Origin of the sequence: Microbacterium sp. ISL-59 (assembly GCF_018613945.1) — a bacterium.
Classification (GTDB): domain Bacteria; phylum Actinomycetota; class Actinomycetes; order Actinomycetales; family Microbacteriaceae; genus Microbacterium; species Microbacterium oxydans_B.
The window spans coordinates 1-16,112 of record NZ_JAGGPG010000006.1; the positions used below are offsets into that span (position 1 = coordinate 1).

Below are 16,112 nucleotides of genomic sequence, written 5' to 3' on the forward strand. Positions count from 1 at the left end.
CAGGGTGGGAGATACAGAAACTCGCCCCTCCAGGACGAACAGGGTATTCGCGATCAACGAATACCCACACGTACTACCTACGCAGTCTCTCAGAACCTCCATCCATGCGCTAGATGCTCTCCGAGCGCCCGTGCAGCTGAGGGCGGTTCTTTCACGGAGCGCAGCGGAGGGAAAGGAACGGCAACCCCAAGCGCGACTCTTCACGCGCGCGTCTGAAGGTTGCGCTGGTACGCCACCGGTTAAGAGTTAAGAGAAAAGGTTAGGTGCAAGCGAGACCCCAGCGAGGGGGCGGGATCGGCCGCGATATTGCGATACCGAATGGAAGTGGATTGCGATACCGAATGGAAACGAAGCGCCCCGGCTAGCGGAGTTATCCACAGGGCCGGGGCGCTTCCAAACGGTATCGAGATCAGTCACCTTTGCGAGGCTCGATGAGCAGCGGAGACCGCATCACACGGATGCCGCCCTTCTCACGTCGGGTGCCCTTCGCGATCTCCACTCGACCTTCGGGGTAGTAGCGCATGACCTCCGTGAGCGCTGCCTTCCACTTGATCTTGAAATTGTTCTCCGTCGAGTACTCGTGAGTGAAGGTGGCGTACAGGTAGTCCCACTCGAAGAACGCATCGGGCTTGCCGGCACGGTGGAGCCAGTACGTGATGTTGCCGAGCCAGAGCAGCACATCGAACGCCATCGGCTTGCCGGCCAGCTGCGCCAGGAGATCACGACGCACTGGCACCCGCGGCCCTTCGAGCACCAGCGCGACGAAGGCCGGCGAGAGGGTGATGGATGGTTCGAACCCCTCGAGCGCGTCCTGTTCCGGCAGCCATAGCTCGTAGGCGTCGGCGACCTTCGGAGCATCCCAGGCGATCGCCTTGCGGCGTCCTGTGCGCGCGTCCGTGCCGGTCGTCGTGAGCGTGATCGTCGCGCGGGCGGTCGCGGTCACCTGGTTGAGCACGGCGCGGTTCCGGCTGCCTGATCGGAGTCCCAGGCGCTCGCGCGTGTAGCGGTTGAGGGTGCGGCCGAGGTCGATGACTTGCGGCTGCGCATCGCCCCTTCGATCGGACGCGAGAACCTCGGTCGCGAGATCGACCAGGAAGAGCCGGGGGAGTCCGCCGGACGGGTAGCGCGTCAGCGTGGGGTTGCCCTCGTCGTCTACGGCGACGCCGCGCGTGATCGACACCGCCCCGAACGGGTTGCGGCGCGTCCACATCGGTGCGGCCTCATCGGGGGCGGTGAGGGGGAAGAGCCCGAACTGTGCGAACAACGAGGGCGCGACGCCGTAGCGCTCTTCGAGTTCTCCACGCTCCAGCGACCCCAGGTGATCGAGTGCCCTCACAAGATCGCGAGGAAGCGCGGGCGCGCTGGCTTCTGTGTCGGTCATGGTCGGAAGCCGAGTTCTTTGGCGACGACTTCACGGACGAGTCGCGAGGGGCCGCCGTGTCGGGGCCAGCCGCGGTCGAGCACCGCTTGTTCGATCGCGGCGTACTGCTCCGGGGTGAACAGGATGCCTACCTTGCGGGTGTATTCGCGGCTGTCGGACTTCGGCACGGCGGGGTCAAAAGCTTCCGAGAGGTCCGTGTTGGGGCGGCCTGTTGTCGGTGTGCCGGCGTTGCGTGAGATTGCCATGTCAGGACTCCTGAATTTCGCGGACGATGAGGTCGTACGGGTGAAGCTGGTTCGGCTTGGGGATCGTGCCGTACATGGTGAGGAAGTGCTGCCGGAACGGAACCACGTGCTCGTAGAACGTGATTCCATCTGGCAGGTCAGCGGTCAGGGTGCCGATCGCCTGACGGGTCGCGATCGTTCCCGCCTGCGCAGCCGTAAGCAGAACGTTTGCGGTGATTCCCTGGTTGCTCAGGAGGTCGGCAACTTCGAAGGTGCGCGAAAGGTCTGCGTGACTCGGTGTCGTAGGAATGAAGACGACATCGGCCGCATCGATGGCACGCGAGAGGGTCATGGGATCGCTGGGCGGAGCGTCAAAAACAGCCCAGTCCACTCCGTCCGACATAGCCGGCGTGAGCCTGCCGCCCACGGCCGTCACGGTGTCAGGGAAACCCGGTCCCGCAGCGCGCGCCCACCCGGTCAACGATCCTTCGGACTGAGGGTCACTATCGATGCCGCGGACGGTGCCGACAGCTGATAGCGCGACGGCGATACAAGCCGCGGTCGTGGTCTTGCCCACGCCGCCTTTCAGATTCACAACAGAGATGATCATGTAAATAGAATAGTGAATATTCCCTATGAACCGAAGATGTGGCGTCGGCGTGTCGCGCTCAGTATTCGAGAACGTACTGAGCCATGGCCTCGTCAACTGCGGTGAACTCCCCGCACTCGTCGGGGCACTCCGTGTCCTGCTGTGCGGCTTTGTGAATGAAGGTCTTGGAGAGCCCGAGAGACCGTTGCGCCTCTCGGAGCGAGTACCCGTCTGCCAGAAGCTCCTGGATCACCAAAGCGTAGATGCGGTTCCTCTCCGCTGTCTGGTGCGCTCGGAGCCGCGCGAGGCGCTCATGGACCGTCTGAGCCCTGGTGATCGCATCGTCATCAGTTGCACTCATCCGTGCCGCCCTTAGTACCCGCGCCGGTTAAGGAAGCTCACGACGCCCCAGCGGGCACCGAACGCGACGAACGGCGCGAGCAAAGCCACGATGAAGTACCCCCAGTTGTTGAGCGCCATAGAGACGAACAACGAGAAGAAGATGACAAGCCCCAGCGCCAGAACGAAGCCGCGGAGCGCGTGCCCGCGACCGCTGTAGGTCTCGGCGTAGTAGGCGTGCATGAGGAGGCCGGCCAGGATCATCGCGGCCATCACGGCGATTGCGCCGGCGACAGTCATCGCGGTCTCGAAGCCGGCGACAACCTCATTAGGCAGAAGCTCTACCGGGAAAGAGGGCTCAGGGTTGGGGATCATCGGGGGTCCTTTGTCGCGGGGAGGGGATCGGTGTTTTGTGCGAATGTGCCGTGGCGATCGCGCAGCCGCTCGACCTGGTCGACGCCGCGGCGGCAGCTGTTCGACTTCCGCGGAAAATCAACGTTTTTCGAGATCATCGCGTGATCGGCGGGAACGGACGTGCGAATGTCGGCTGGAGGCGTCATAAGAGGCCGTAGTACTCCCAGTGCCAGGCTTCGTCGGGTCCGACGCCGCCTGGTTCTGCCCAGTCGGGGTGTGCCCAGCCGTAGCGGCCGGCGTTGGCTTTGAGCCACAGGTAGATCGGGTGTGAGAAGCCGATCGCCCAGTGGCTGCGGTCGCCGATGTCGATCGCGAGCGCCCAGCCGTGGTTCGAGGTTCCGGGCTCTGCGGCATCGTCGCCGTACTTGGCCTTCGCCTCGACCTGGCCGGCGTAATCCCGGTACCCGTCGTTGATAGGCAGGTCATAGCCGAACTGGCTGCGGAAAGCGCCGTTCATCGCCGCGAGGGCGGCGGTAGCGTCGGCGCGCAGAGCGTACCGGGGAGCCCACGGGATCTGCTGGAGCGTCTTGACGGGAATCTGACCGTTGTCGTAGCCGCCCCATTCGCCGGGAGGGTTCCCGGTTGCCGGCGGGTAGTCGCCGGCCGCTGCACAGTTCATCGTGGCGTCGATCATGGCGGCCGTCGTGAGCGTGTTGACGACTTCTGCGGCGGCGTCGTACCACTTGGTGTAGTGGTTGGGGTCGGCGTTGATCTGCACGCCGTGGGCGGCTGCGGAGGGCGTCAGGTTCTCCCACCCGGTCAGCTTCATGAGCCGGTCGAAGAACAACCGTGCGGACGTCGCCGGGTCCATCCGTTCGGCGACAGTGCCCCACGAGTCCTGCTGCTGGAAAAGACCAATCGACGTCGTGGGGGAGCCGTCAGGGTTGGTCACGCCCGAGGTTTCGTGATCGCCGTAGGTGATGTTCCGCAGTGAGGATTCACCCATCGCTGTCATGACGCCGATCGTCTGGGCGCGGGCGTCCAGATTCAGTTTCGTGGCGGCCGTCATGATCGAGGCGGCATTGGCCAGCTGGTCGCCCTTGTACCCGGCGATGGGTTCGTGGGCTGCCGCGGTGACGGGATCGACTTCGCCACCGCAGCCTCCGCCGCTGACGGCTCCCATGACGCCAATGACGATCAGGAGCACCGCTGCCGCCAGGAAGGCGACGGCCGCGATAAGAGAACGACGCAGCGCCCGCATGACTAGTTCCCCGCGCTCATGCCGGTGTCGGTGTTCGTGAGCCCGACCTCCCACTCAGAGCGCAGATGACGCAACCGAATTTCGGGATTCGATGCGTACTTGAAAATCTGTTCGCCCTGCTCCAGGTTCATGATCGCCTCCGCGGTCTCCGGGGCGAAGCTGAAATACTTCTGGCACCACTGCGCGTCTTTCGCGTGTGACTGCCGGTAGACGTGGATGGTCTGCGCCTCTTGGAGCATGGCCATACCCACCGAATCGACCGGAATATCGGTGCCCTTGTGCATCACGAACACGTTCGAGATGCCGAGTGCGCGGGAGAGCTTCTGGGACGACTGCAGAAGGCGCACGGACGGGCCGGCGACCATATGCCAGCCTTCTTCGTAGATCACGTTCGTGAACGTGCCTGTCTCGCTTTTCAGGCGTCCTAGCAGCCACTGGTAGCCGATCGACATGACCACGGGCACGGCGGCGGAATCCTCGTTGAGGCCGCTGATGTCGAAGCTTGTCAGTTTGGCGGCGAGGTCCACGTCCCGGGAGGTTTCTCCGTCGAACATGCCGCCGTACTCGTCGAGGAGATCGTGGAGGGTGAACAACACGCTCTTACCGGCCTGGTGGAGCCGGTCACGGGCAGAGGGGGACAATCCCATGCCGTCTGTGTCGGCGAGATCGCCCAGGTGCGGGAGAACGTCGGCAAGCGTGGCGGTGCGGCGCCGGTCTTCGAACTGGGCGAACGTGCGGCGCAGCGCGATGCGGATCGCTTCGCGACCCCACTTGTCTACCGGCTTGTTGTCGTCGGCGAGCTGCACGATGTTCCGGATGATTCGGGCCTGACCGCGCGCACCTGTCCCGCGGATGATGTTCTTATCCAGGGGGTTGATTCGGCTCCCGCTGCCGTCTGGGGCGAACCGGATCGGCTCCGAGTTGTACGCGCGGGCCATGGGCGAGTACTCGCCCTCACCGTTTTCTTCCTTCTTGTCGAAGACCACCACACGCCGGTTGATGAGCGTGAGAGGCCGGGCAACGTAGTTGCACTTCGTGTTCGAGCTTTTCCCGCCGCCGACGTCGCCCATGCACACAACGTTCGGGGACGTGATGCGCCGCGGTTTCGCGTTGTACGCCGTCGATGGGTCGTGCGCGGCGGCGGTCTGTGAGAGGCCGTCACGGCCGATCACGAGCCCATCTGTCCCGGTCGGCTGCGCGATCAACGCCGTGTTGAGCACTGCCGCCTGCCGGGTAGAGGACGGGGCTCCAGCCTCGGACGGTGCGTAGAAGCCGGCCGCAGCTGCACGGTCGTTCACACGCAACCGCGATCCGGGGGCCGCCCACGGCAAGAACTCGTCGCCCTCGGCGTCGATCACGTCAGCCGTGATCGGTGTGGGCGGTGCGAACCGCCGCAGACCGGGGAGGGTACTCAGACCGCGCTTGCGGGGAGTCTCAGGGGTGGTGCTCATGTCAGTTCGTCCTTCTGTGAACGGCCGGCGAGACGGCGGTAGACCTTGGCGCTGGTAGAGGCGCGAATCGAGCGGATGCCGCGACCGATCGGCCACGTCGTTCCCGCGGCCGCGGACTGGTACGAGTCGAGCCATTCGATTCGCTCGATCCCGGCCTTGCTGTGACAGATCGACTGCACGAGACGGCACGCCTGGGCCAGCCGGTCCCGGCTGGTTTCGCTGATCGTCAGGTACCCGATCCAGTAGTCACCTTCGTGGCCGTTGCCAGGGCGGAAGTCCGCCAGGCGCTGCGCCGCGGCGTTCGCGGCCACCTGCGTGGTGTCATCGGCGAGGTGGCCGGCCTCTGCGTCGGATATCTTCCGAGCCTCGTCGCGCACCAGGTCTTTTGTCGCCGCGGCTTTGGCCTCCACGCCGAGCACAAGGTGGTGGTGAAACGACAGTGTGCGGATCATTTGCAGATGGGTGCCCACGAGGACCGGGAGCAGCCACAGGGGCGTACGCGCCCCTGTGGACAGCCCGCCGGCGCTGATCTTTGCTGTCCGGTGCCACCACTGCACCGGCTCCCCGTTTGGGCCGGTGCCCTCCGTGACGGTCGCTGAGAACTCGTCGTGCGACGGAACGCCGAACGACGTCGGATCGACGCCGGCCACGTACTCGATCGGGTGTCCAGGGTTCTGCAAGTGGGTGAGGACCGCAGCGACCTGGCGGGCGGTGAGCGCATCCACAGCGCCCAGACGTGCGCCCGTGAGCTTCTTCACCGTTTGCGCGATCTCAGCGTCCATGAGACTGCGCCAGCCGTCACGAGCGTTCCCGTACTTCTCAGCGGCGTTGATGAACTGTGCGGTAATCGGCCACGACACCACAACAAAATGCCGCTGCACCATCGCGTGCTCACTCGTGAGCCGCAGCACCTCCCGGTAGGAGGCTTTCGCTTCCTCCGGGATCGCCCCGTCCACATGGTTCCGGGCCCAGAACTCGTACAGGGCCGTGTCAGAGGGCACGATCCGTGTCACGGTCTGCACGTTCCGAGCAAGGGACTCGGGACCGGCGAGCTCCGCGAGGAACTTGCTGAACGCGATGGTGCCGCCGTTGAGCTTGTCGGGCGACTCGATCCCTCGCAGCATCCCCGAAACTGAGAACGCGACAGACAGGTACGGGGCCTCCCCGTTTGGGGAATGCCACGCGATACCCGGCTGCCGGCGTCCCTTCTGCAACCAACCCATGCCGTCCGCTCCATCAGGCATCAACCGGATGGCCGCCAGCTGCCGAGCAGCCTGCCAACGGGCACGCCGGCCCTTCGCCTGTCGGGCCGCTTCCTCGGCCTGGTCCCACGCGGCCACCGTGTACGGCTGGTACGTGTCGGTGCCGGTCTGCACGCGCGCTTTCCAGCGGCGACGCTTACGACGTCGCTCCACGATCGACCCACGGTGCGTCTTCGTCGTGAGGATGAACGAGGCGACTGTAGACACCAGCATGATGAGCAACCCCACCCACTGAAACAGCAGGGTGAGCAGCAAACCAAGGCCGATGGATAGGCCGACCGACCAGAGGCGTTGCTTCGAAATAGTGCCGCCGAAGAACGACCGGTGGCCGTCCTCGCCACCCAAATACCCCCGCACAGGCGGAATGACAACAGCTGAATCACTCATAGGTTGCTCCCTCCGAGCGTGGAATCCCCATCCATCGGGGCGGTCGCCTGAGTGACCGCCCCATCTGCACCGCGCTTCGTCGCGTCCGCGGCAGCTACGCCCGCGGCCGCGATCAGCGTCGGCACACCGACCGCTGCGCCGACACCGGTAGACGATTCAGCCGCCCCCGCCTCAGCAAGCCCGGTAGCGCCGGTCTCAGCGCCTTCCGCGGCCGCACCGGCCTGAGCGCCCGCAGCGGCGCTATTCACGCCCACAGGGGCCTTCTCCGCGCTGTCTGGCACGGATTCATTCGTGGCCGCAGCCTCAGAAAGCGTCTTGTCCGTGGTCGTCGCCGTACTCGAGCTAGACGAGCCGCCCCCGCCTCCCGAACCGCCCTGGGACGTCGGGGCGTACTCGCGGCCGCCGTTGCCGTACTCGTTCGTGGCGTCCGTGACATTGGTATGCCCGATCGTGTTGCTGTTGTTGCCCCCACCACCGCCCCCAAGTGACGGGGTGAAAGCGGACTGCACCAGCGGCGCGAATTTCATCATGAGCAGCGGCGAGGCCGCGGCCATGTAGATCGCAATCAGCGCAACGACGAACGTTACGAGGGTTTGCATGCCGTCCTTCTCGCCCGCGGTGACCATCACGTCACCCATGATCGAAAACGCGAAGCCGAGCAAAAAGAACAGCAGCGGGTGCGAGGCGAGAATCCCCACCCAGAGGCCGGCCATGCCCAGGCCGAGGGATCGGCGCTCAGGGTCGATGATGAACACCAGGAATAGCGGAATGATGACGCCGGCGAAGTAGAGAGTGACCAGCTGGCACAGCAGGATCACAAGGATGAACAGCAGCCCGAGAAGCAGCATGAACATCAGGAAGATCGCGAGGATGACACCGCCCGGCGTTGCGGCCGGGTCGATCTTCGCGATGAGGGCGACCAGCCCGTCGATGATGTTTTGCACTGAGCCCATCGCCCACGTGATCACGGAGTCTGTGAGCGCGTGAAAGAGCTTCACGAGGATGATGCCCGCCAGCGGGCCGAACATCGTTCCGATCAAGAACATGGGCGCGTACTGGGCAAGCGATTGAACGAGATCGCGGCCGGCCATTTGGCCCTTCGCGGTTCTCACCATCAGGCTGATCATGATCAGCACCATGACGAAAATCGCGGCCGCGAACGACACCGCGTAGGCACGGAGAAAGAACCCTGCCGAAAGGTCGGGCTGAATCGCCGTCGTCAGAAACGGCAGCACATCAGTCGTCAGGGACGTCGCCCCGTCTTTCATATACTTCAGCGTCGCCGCGAACGGATCCTGCGCGAACGAAACCACAGATCCCACACCCTCGATGGTGTTGCCAATGTCATCGATGATGCATCCGGCAGCCTCAAAGGGATTCGTCGGATCGCAGTCGGTAGCCATTAGCAACCTCCCGCATAGGGAGAACCCAGACCATCGTCGAAGAGGTCCTGCACAGTGTGCTTGGGCTCGATACTGGTGATTTTCCAGCCGTCTTCGGTCCAGTCGAGGTTGTAGGTACCTGCCGACCGGTAAAGAGGACTGACGGCCTCCCCGATCACGTAGGAGAGCCCCACAGACACCTGTGCGGTGTCCCCGTCGTATGAATCCACATACCAACGACCTACAGCTGCGGTCAGGCGGAACGGAGTCCCCTCCGCCACAATCCCCCCGGATGCGTTGGGACCGGCGACGAGCGCGTCGTACTCGCCCTGAGCAAAGGCGTGGTCGCTATCCCAGCTCTGCTCAATCGACGTTTGGTACTCATCAGCGGAGGGCCAGGGCCAGCGCTTCAACCAGCGAGTAGCTGCGGTCGCAAATTCGACGGCTCCCACTTCGCTGTGCGGTGCCGCCTTTTGAGTGGCTAGCAGCATGTCTATGCCCTGCCCTTCGGCGAGGCATCCGGTCACCAGCTCGTCGGATGCGCCCGGCGTTGCAGATGGTTCGGCGGTCGCCGGTGGTGTGGCGGTGTCGTCCGTGGGGCGCTGCGCCCACACGACGACACCGACGACTACGGCGGCCGCGACCACGGCCGCGACTGTGATCCAGACCCAGCGCGGCAGTGGTGGCCTTGGGGTAACGGTGCTCATCATGATTGATCTCCGGTCGTGGTGCTGTCGTCGCTCGGGGCGAATCTGACTCGGGCTTTCGATGCCTCGTGGCGTTCGTACCTCGCGCGCCCCGCACGTCCCCGGGTGTTGTCCCGCGCGAGCTTCTGGGCCCGTCGTGAACGCCACAGGAGCGTGCGCACGATGCCGAAGATCACGATGGCTACTGCACCGACGATTAGGGCCATGGGGAGCACCCAGGACGTGTCGGCCGGGTACGCGAGAGTTGGCATCGTCAGCCGCCGACGATAAAGAGGATCGCGCCGACGATGACGGTAAGGCCGGCGAGGCACGCGAGCGCGATGCCGGCAGCCATGGCCGCCTTGCGACCCTGCTTGTAAGCGTTGGGGTTGCCGTCGTCGCTCTTGCCCATCTGGACGATGCCCCAGATGAGGTAGCCGACGCTGAACACGAGCGCGAGACCCCAGATGCCAGCAAGAACCTTCTGCCACAATGCGGTGAACTGCACGCCGAAGATGCTGAAATCGGGGAGCACCCCGTCCAGGGGGTTGTCGATCGCCGCGTGGACGATGACCTCAGTGATTGTCATGATGTTCCTCTCGTATAGGTGATATGCGGTATGCGATATGGCTTAGTTCGTTACGGAGTCGAGCGCACGGATGACGGCTGCGCCTGCGGCCACAAAGGCCCGGTAGGTGTTCGGGTGAATCTGCGAGAGCGTGATCTGCCCCCGCTCGGCGAGATGTCCGTCGAACGGGATCGTGAGGATTTCGCCCACTCGCGCCTGAGCGAGTGCCTGGGTGACGGCCTCGGTCACTTCGGGGGTTTCCCTTCGACCATCGGTGAGGACGAGCACGATGGCGCGATCTGCGAGTTCGGCGGCATGCCCACCCTGTGAACGGAGTTCATCGAGTAGCGCGAGCGCCTGGGTAGCGGTGTCCGTAGCGTTCAACGTGGGGATCACGAGAACGTCGGCGGCCGCGACAGCTGCTTGGAACACGGGGGACGTGTACTGATTGCCCGAGTCCATGACCCGCATGGCGAAGTACTCGTCAACGACGCGCACCACGTCAGTGACGGCCTCCGCCGTAAGAGCGGGGCGAGGACCGGTGGAGCCAATCACGCGGGCGTAGGACGTCTGCGGGGCGGTGTACCCGTCAAGGTGGCCGGCGCTGTGCACGTCGGCGTGGTCGGCCACCAGGTGGCCAATCCCCCGGCGCGGGTTTCCTTCGGCACGCAGCGTGAGCGTGCCGGGGTCTTCCGCAACCTCGACAATGGCCACGCCGCCGCCTCGGCAAGCAGCGAGCGTGCCGCCCAGGCCGAGCGAGATCGTGGTCTTACCGGCGTTGCCTTTCCGGTTCGCGACGAGCACGCCCACGGGGCGCGTGTACGTCGCCTGACGGATAGTTTCCTCATCCCGTGCCACCGCTGCGGCCGCCTCCAGAGTGGCCTTCTCGGCCACGGATGGTTCGGGCTTGAAACCGATCCGAGCGAGGAAGCCGCGAAACCCAGTCGTCGCGACCGGCGGCGCGCTCGCACGGCGGCTTGCACGGGTGAGCCCGGCCAACACATCGGCCGGCGAAGCCGCAGGCACGTCCTCCGCTTGCGCGTTTTTGCCGGCCGTCCTCCCGCCGCCAACCTGCCCCATGACCGCCACTGACGGCTCCGCGGGCGGGGCGACGGAAATTGTGGGATCACGGAAGATCGGTGCATCACGATCAAGGGTGGCTAAGCCGTCCTCACTCGCTGGGGTTGAGAATGCTGGCACCGACAGCACCACGGGCTCATCACCCTCAATGCCGTAGCCGGCGGCGCGATCTGCGCCGGCAAAGTGGTTATCGGTCATGGTGTTCCTCCTGATTTGGGTCATGGGCTGGGGTAGTTAGTAGCGGCTGGTCATTCGGCGGAACAGCCACCGGAAACCGAAGAACGCCGGCAGGATCAGCACGACGTAGACGAGAGTCGACCAGTCCGCGCGCACGGCCGAGACGAGAACGCTCAGCAGCACAGCTGCGGCGTAGGACAGTACGGGACCGCTCTTCTCGCCTTCGCGTTTAATGAGAATGAACAGGGCGGCCAGCGTGGCGACGAACATCACAGCCGCCGCCAGCAGTGAGCCCGCGACCTCAACGAGGCCGCCCAGTATGGGCGCGGGAAACTCCGGTTTGATGTCGTTCCAGTCGGTGCCGTCGATCCACTTCATGATTCGTTCCCTGCTTCCGCGGTGATCTCGGTGTTGGCTTCTTCGATTTCTTCGGCAGCCTGATCCTCGACCGGCTTACCTTCGGGGGTCGCTGTGGCGTCGGCGCTGGCGTTGGGGAGCGCGCGGAACGCGGCGTGGGAGCCGCCCTGCACGATCCAGAACTGTGCGGCGGATGCCTCGCGGACGTCCTGCGGCTTAATCCGGTAGGTGTGCTGTGCACGCCCGGATTTCAGTTCCTCGCCGGTCGCTGCGCCGGACGCTTCCATGCGCAGTTCCGTGCCGGCCAGGTCAACCAGTTCTTTGGGGCTTTTCTGTCGGCCGAACGCGATCGCAGCACCCGAGTTCAGGACGCGGGCGCGCATGGCCGGTTCCGGGGAGAACCCTTCGACGTTCTGTCCCGCCAGAATCAGCCCTCCACCGGCGCTGCGCAGCGTTTCAAACAGGGGCGCAGCGACGTCGGCCGGGTCGTTGCCCGGTGTGACCAGTGACGGGAACTCATCCACGATGACGAGCACGGGGGAGTAGTCCTCGCGCTCCAGTCGCCGTGCGATGTAAGACCGTAGCTCGAGTAGCAGCAGGTCGCCCAAGGCGGCCTGTGTCGGATCGACCGGGATCAGAGGGCAGATTGTGACGTCTGCCTCGGGGTCATCGAATGTCCACCCGTCCTCATCGATCCATCCCTCGAATCGGCGCAGTGACTTCACGACTGACCCCACGGCGCGTTCGGCGGCCGTCTCGCCGGACTTTTCGTTGACGACCTTGGCGAGCATGCGGTGGTCGTACCGGTCGCGGGAGTCGATGCGCTCTGCGCGCTCCTGGAGGTCTTGGACGCCGCGCACCGGTTCCGCGTGCTGGAGGGCGGTCAGCACGGCCTCGATCTCCTGGAGGTAGTGCTCGTTCGCGCCGGCCGGAGGCGGCTGCAGCCGCATCAGCTTCGCTGTCACGTCGGCGGCACTGCCGTGGAAGAGGTTCCACCGCGTGGCCGCGGCTTCGCCTTTGCCGCTGATCACAGCCGTGCGCCCCAGCTGAGCCACGAGTGCGGCAAGCGCCCGCGCATCGCTCGGGACGCCCTTCGCGTCGATGAAAACCACCTTCACGCCGGACTTGACCGCGGCCGCGATGATGTTCATCAGGAGCACGGTTTTACCGGTGCCCGATTCCGAGAAGAGCAGCAGACGGGTTGCGCCGGCCTTCGTAGGAAGTATGAGATATCGGTTATCCCCTGTTACCCAATCGGGCACGCGCGATCGATCGGCCATCAGCTGCGCCATGCTCTGAATCGTGTCGCGGTTGATCACGCCAAGGGCATATTCACCATTCCCTAGAGGGTGCGGGGCGGTGATGCCTTTCCCGGTGCTCCCCGTGATGGTCTTCGTGACGGCATCGACTTTTACGCCGATCCGGCGGGCACTGTCCAAGTCCTTCGCCTGATGACGTGCGGCCTCGATCTTCTCCTGACGCACCACGTCAGAGATCGTGCGCTTACGCACCTGCTCGGCGACCTTCCGCCGCCGCGCCGACCAGACAGCCGGCACGAGCAGCACGCCCGCGGCCGTGTTCACGATCAGCCACGGCCAGATCGCCGCCCAGGCCGCAGCGAACCGATCATCCCGCTGCGTGAGCGCGGCATACCCGCCCGCGTCTGCCCACTGGAGCACCAGCCACGCTTCAACGGCGAGCATCGCCACGACGGCGACAATGCCGCCTGTGACGGCGATCCACCACCACCGGTACGTAGCCCAGTACCACCGCTTCGTCGGTGCCCACATCGCTGTCGCCCCCCGCACGATGAACGGGATGACCAGCGGCGCGCACACGAGCACGAGTACGAGCCAGAGCGCGGCCTTGACCAGCATTTCCAGCATGCCGTCAGACGCGTCTCCGGTCTGATTTGCGTCATCTGCCGTGGTTGTCATGGCACCCCCCGATGCTTTTCGTACGCCGTCCAAGAGATCGGCGGCATGGCTCATTTTGCGGGAAACCCCCGACAGCGCCGAATTTGTCCCCCATTTGGGGGACAGGCTCAACACCGTTACGCGGTAGTCTACTAAGTTATCTACCCGGTGTCGATGAGAGGACTTTGGAAGAATGATCAGTTATGCCCGTGTACGCAGTGCCCTCTCTCTCCCCGGAAGCGGAGCGCGCGATTAACGTTCTCGGGGCGAACGCCGCCCGCCTCGCGGTCCTGAGCTTCATCAGCGCTCACCCGAAGAGTCTCGTCAGCGAGATCACAAAGGGCACCGGACTCACACACAGCACCGTCAAGCAGCACGTCTCATCACTGACAGCTGCGGGAGTCCTCAACCCGGACCCAGACCCCTCGGTCCCCTACGCCGACCGCCGCGGACGGCACACCCGGTACGAAGCGAACGCTGAACGGCTCGCTGAGGACTACCTGGAACTCGGGAAGCTGCTCGGGCTGCGCTGAGCGCTAGCTCACCTCTGAGGCGTTCGCGTTAGGCACCGATGAGGCGGCTTGTGGCGAGGCGGTTGAGGGATACGTGCTGTTCGGCGGCGTCGAGGGCGAGTTGCCGATGCGCTTCGGGAGTGACGCGAATGACGAATTTTCCCGAGTAAGACCGATCTGCGATCGCGTCGGGCGCGGGCTCGCCCGTTTCTGCCATGTCGGCAAGCACGTCATCTACGAGCGCGCGAATGCCGGCGAAGGCCTCGGCCTGGGTGTCTGCGATCCAGGACAGGGACGCAAGCTCTGCGACGGTGCCCACGTAGGCGTGGTCTTCATTCGACCACCGCACCCGGTAGGTGTAGTGGTCGGCGTTGTGCTGCTGCATCATGATGATTCTCCTTCCAGCTTCTGGATCGCGGCGAGGACTTGTCTCACCTGATAGGGCTTGGCTTTGCCGTGGTCGTCTTGGATATTGACTCGCGGGTCGCCCTGCCAGGGCATCCGGTAAACCCGGTGGGAACTGCCCTGCTGACGGGGATCGCCGAAGTAGTGATCGCACACCTTAGCCAGGTCCGCGTAGCGAACGCCAGCCGGATTGGCCCGCATCTGCTCTACCAGTCGCTCCACTCTTGCCATACCTAAATAGTATCAACAATGACACTACTTTGGAAGCATGGTCGGCAGAGGGTTGCCGTTCCTTTCCCTCCGCTGCGCTCCGTGAAAGAACCGCCTTCGATAGACCTCTGGAGCGTTCGCGCCGGGGCCGCTGGGTCTCCGGGAGGGCTGGGAATCCCCGTGGCTCAAATCAAATTGTCTCGATCAGAACCGCCTTCGTGATCCTGGTGTGCGCGATCCGCGGACGTTTCCTGCGTTCTCCGTATCGATCCGGGCGCGCGGTCGTGAGGTGCTGGAAGTGTCCCCCGTCGTCATCAGCGAAGAAGTCCTGAGCCCCCGCTGTCGGGAGGATCACACCGGACCACACCCGGTCAAGGGCGCTGTGCGTCCCTGCGGGAGATCGCTGCGCTCCCCCTGGACCGGGTGCTCTCCGATGTAGTCGGCAGCTATCGGGGGCAAAGGGAAGCCATGGGGATTGGGATCGTGGCGAACCTAGTTCGGTGAGCCGAGCAGTTCGGTTCTGAGAACGCTCAGAAGATCACGGACGTGTGTCGTGTTCACCGTGTAGCGGTAGTTGCGTCCGGTGCCGCGTTTCTCGGGCTGGACGTCGATGGTGAGGATGTTGAGCTCGACAAGTTCTCGAAGCGCGCGGCCAAGCGTTCCTCGCGGAATGTCGGTGCCGTCGAGAATGTCGGAGACGTAGGCTCCTGGGTTCTCGCGGAGGTACTGCACGAGGGTCAGATGCGTGTGGCTGCGCACGAGGCTGACAGCGGCGTCGTAGGAAGTGGGATCAGCCGGCATGCGATTGATCCTCGCTCACTCGACCCACCGGTGTGAAACGCGGTGTGTCGTAGGGCCAACGGTCGTCCTGTACGCGCCCCCAAACGTCGATGACGGGCAGGACGGTGAACCTGGGCCTGTCGTCCACGAACACGCGCCGTTCGATCCGCTCATCGATCGCTGGTTTAACTCGCTCGTTGGTGAGATACATGACCGACGTCACTCCGTCGAACCGCATCCGCTCATCGTGAGACGTGAAGATCTTCGAGTATCGGTTGAGCGTCTTCACGGTCAATTCGACCTCGACCAGTTCGCGGACGTCGCCGCGAACTGCCACCCCGTCCGCGTGATGACGTTGCTTGTCAGAGCCATAATCGTTGCTCCAAGTCCAGCCGGCGCACACATACCTCGCGGCGACCGACGCCACGGCGAGATCGTGACGGACAGTCTGTCGAAGCAAGTCCGGTGCCGGCATCTTCCTGAGCTTGTCGTCCACCATTCGGAACGTCGCCCACACCACCGAACTCGATTGATACGACGGCCGCGCATCATCGACCAACCCAGCCTCACGACACCGCGCCACCCACTGCTGAGCCTTCCTCAACGAGACCGGTTCACCAGCTCCACTGAAGCCACCCAACACCCACCTCAGCGACGACATCTCAGCCATACGCACCGCCCGCAGCCACTCCAGCATCTGCTCATCACGCTCCGTCACCTGCACCGCCAACCCCCTCCCAACTTCATCTCTCTATCTCTCTCCATCTTTTGTTTCTGTATCTCCCACCCTG

At 64.4% G+C, this 16,112-nt stretch carries 19 protein-coding genes; 1 reads left to right on the forward strand and 18 read right to left on the reverse strand.

Annotated elements, in window-relative coordinates:
* Window positions 1-409: 409 nt before the first annotated feature.
* The 14 genes from J7E45_RS17755 to J7E45_RS17820 form a co-directional block, all read right to left on the reverse strand.
* Window positions 410-1,381 (reverse strand): replication protein RepA, encoded by a 972-nt coding sequence (locus J7E45_RS17755; protein WP_215071122.1) that lies wholly within the window; start codon window positions 1,379-1,381, stop codon window positions 410-412.
* Window positions 1,378-1,626 (reverse strand): hypothetical protein, encoded by a 249-nt coding sequence (locus tag J7E45_RS17760; RefSeq protein WP_215071124.1) that lies wholly within the window; start codon window positions 1,624-1,626, stop codon window positions 1,378-1,380. The genes J7E45_RS17755 and J7E45_RS17760 overlap by 4 nt, the downstream gene beginning before the upstream one ends.
* Window position 1,627: 1 nt before the next feature.
* Window positions 1,628-2,215, reverse strand: a complete 588-nt coding sequence (locus tag J7E45_RS17765; RefSeq protein WP_215071125.1) for a ParA family protein — start codon at window positions 2,213-2,215, stop codon at window positions 1,628-1,630.
* A 58-nt stretch (window positions 2,216-2,273) separates the two neighbouring features.
* Window positions 2,274-2,555 (reverse strand): hypothetical protein, encoded by a 282-nt coding sequence (locus J7E45_RS17770; RefSeq protein WP_215071128.1) that lies wholly within the window; start codon window positions 2,553-2,555, stop codon window positions 2,274-2,276.
* 11 nt (window positions 2,556-2,566) lie between these two features.
* On the reverse strand, window positions 2,567-2,908 hold the full coding sequence (locus tag J7E45_RS17775; RefSeq protein WP_215071131.1) for a hypothetical protein: 342 nt from the start codon (window positions 2,906-2,908) through the stop codon (window positions 2,567-2,569).
* 181 nt (window positions 2,909-3,089) lie between these two features.
* Window positions 3,090-4,148 carry a M15 family metallopeptidase gene (locus J7E45_RS17780; protein ID WP_215071133.1) on the reverse strand — a complete coding sequence of 353 codons (1,059 nt, stop codon included), beginning with the start codon at window positions 4,146-4,148 and terminating at the stop codon, window positions 3,090-3,092.
* 2 nt (window positions 4,149-4,150) lie between these two features.
* Window positions 4,151-5,599: an ATP/GTP-binding protein gene (locus tag J7E45_RS17785; protein ID WP_215071134.1), complete on the reverse strand. Its 1,449-nt coding sequence runs from the start codon at window positions 5,597-5,599 to the stop codon at window positions 4,151-4,153.
* Window positions 5,596-7,248, reverse strand: coding sequence for a hypothetical protein (locus tag J7E45_RS17790; protein ID WP_215071136.1), 1,653 nt, complete (start codon window positions 7,246-7,248; stop codon window positions 5,596-5,598). Before J7E45_RS17790 ends, J7E45_RS17785 begins: the two co-directional genes overlap by 4 nt.
* Window positions 7,245-8,651 (reverse strand): hypothetical protein, encoded by a 1,407-nt coding sequence (locus tag J7E45_RS17795; protein WP_215071138.1) that lies wholly within the window; start codon window positions 8,649-8,651, stop codon window positions 7,245-7,247. Before J7E45_RS17795 ends, J7E45_RS17790 begins: the two co-directional genes overlap by 4 nt.
* On the reverse strand, window positions 8,651-9,340 hold the full coding sequence (locus tag J7E45_RS17800) for a hypothetical protein (protein ID WP_215071140.1): 690 nt from the start codon (window positions 9,338-9,340) through the stop codon (window positions 8,651-8,653). The genes J7E45_RS17795 and J7E45_RS17800 overlap by 1 nt, the downstream gene beginning before the upstream one ends.
* A 250-nt stretch (window positions 9,341-9,590) precedes the next feature.
* A complete protein-coding gene (locus tag J7E45_RS17805; RefSeq protein ID WP_251054632.1) occupies window positions 9,591-9,905 on the reverse strand; it encodes a hypothetical protein in 315 nt (104 codons plus the stop codon).
* 42 nt (window positions 9,906-9,947) lie between these two features.
* A complete protein-coding gene (locus J7E45_RS17810) occupies window positions 9,948-11,162 on the reverse strand; it encodes a hypothetical protein (RefSeq protein ID WP_215071142.1) in 1,215 nt (404 codons plus the stop codon).
* Window positions 11,163-11,198: 36 nt separating this feature from the next.
* Window positions 11,199-11,519, reverse strand: coding sequence for a hypothetical protein (locus tag J7E45_RS17815; protein ID WP_215071144.1), 321 nt, complete (start codon window positions 11,517-11,519; stop codon window positions 11,199-11,201).
* On the reverse strand, window positions 11,516-13,435 hold the full coding sequence (locus J7E45_RS17820; protein ID WP_215071146.1) for an ATP-binding protein: 1,920 nt from the start codon (window positions 13,433-13,435) through the stop codon (window positions 11,516-11,518). The genes J7E45_RS17815 and J7E45_RS17820 overlap by 4 nt, the downstream gene beginning before the upstream one ends.
* 182 nt (window positions 13,436-13,617) lie before the next feature.
* Here J7E45_RS17820 and J7E45_RS17825 point away from each other — a divergent pair, with 182 nt between their 5' ends.
* Window positions 13,618-13,947, forward strand: a complete 330-nt coding sequence (locus J7E45_RS17825; protein WP_215071148.1) for a helix-turn-helix transcriptional regulator — start codon at window positions 13,618-13,620, stop codon at window positions 13,945-13,947.
* A 28-nt stretch (window positions 13,948-13,975) separates the two neighbouring features.
* Here J7E45_RS17825 and J7E45_RS17830 read toward each other — a convergent pair whose 3' ends face one another.
* The 4 genes from J7E45_RS17830 to J7E45_RS17845 form a co-directional block, all read right to left on the reverse strand.
* Window positions 13,976-14,314: a toxin-antitoxin system HicB family antitoxin gene (locus tag J7E45_RS17830; RefSeq protein WP_308162190.1), complete on the reverse strand. Its 339-nt coding sequence runs from the start codon at window positions 14,312-14,314 to the stop codon at window positions 13,976-13,978.
* The gene (locus tag J7E45_RS17835) at window positions 14,311-14,562 is read right to left on the reverse strand and encodes a toxin HicA (protein ID WP_251054633.1); all 252 of its coding nucleotides are present in this window, start codon (window positions 14,560-14,562) and stop codon (window positions 14,311-14,313) included. Before J7E45_RS17835 ends, J7E45_RS17830 begins: the two co-directional genes overlap by 4 nt.
* Window positions 14,563-15,033: 471 nt before the next feature.
* Window positions 15,034-15,342 carry a winged helix-turn-helix domain-containing protein gene (locus J7E45_RS17840; protein WP_215071150.1) on the reverse strand — a complete coding sequence of 103 codons (309 nt, stop codon included), beginning with the start codon at window positions 15,340-15,342 and terminating at the stop codon, window positions 15,034-15,036.
* Window positions 15,332-16,045 (reverse strand): hypothetical protein, encoded by a 714-nt coding sequence (locus J7E45_RS17845; protein ID WP_215071152.1) that lies wholly within the window; start codon window positions 16,043-16,045, stop codon window positions 15,332-15,334. The genes J7E45_RS17840 and J7E45_RS17845 overlap by 11 nt, the downstream gene beginning before the upstream one ends.
* Between the last annotated feature and the right edge of the window lie 67 nt (window positions 16,046-16,112).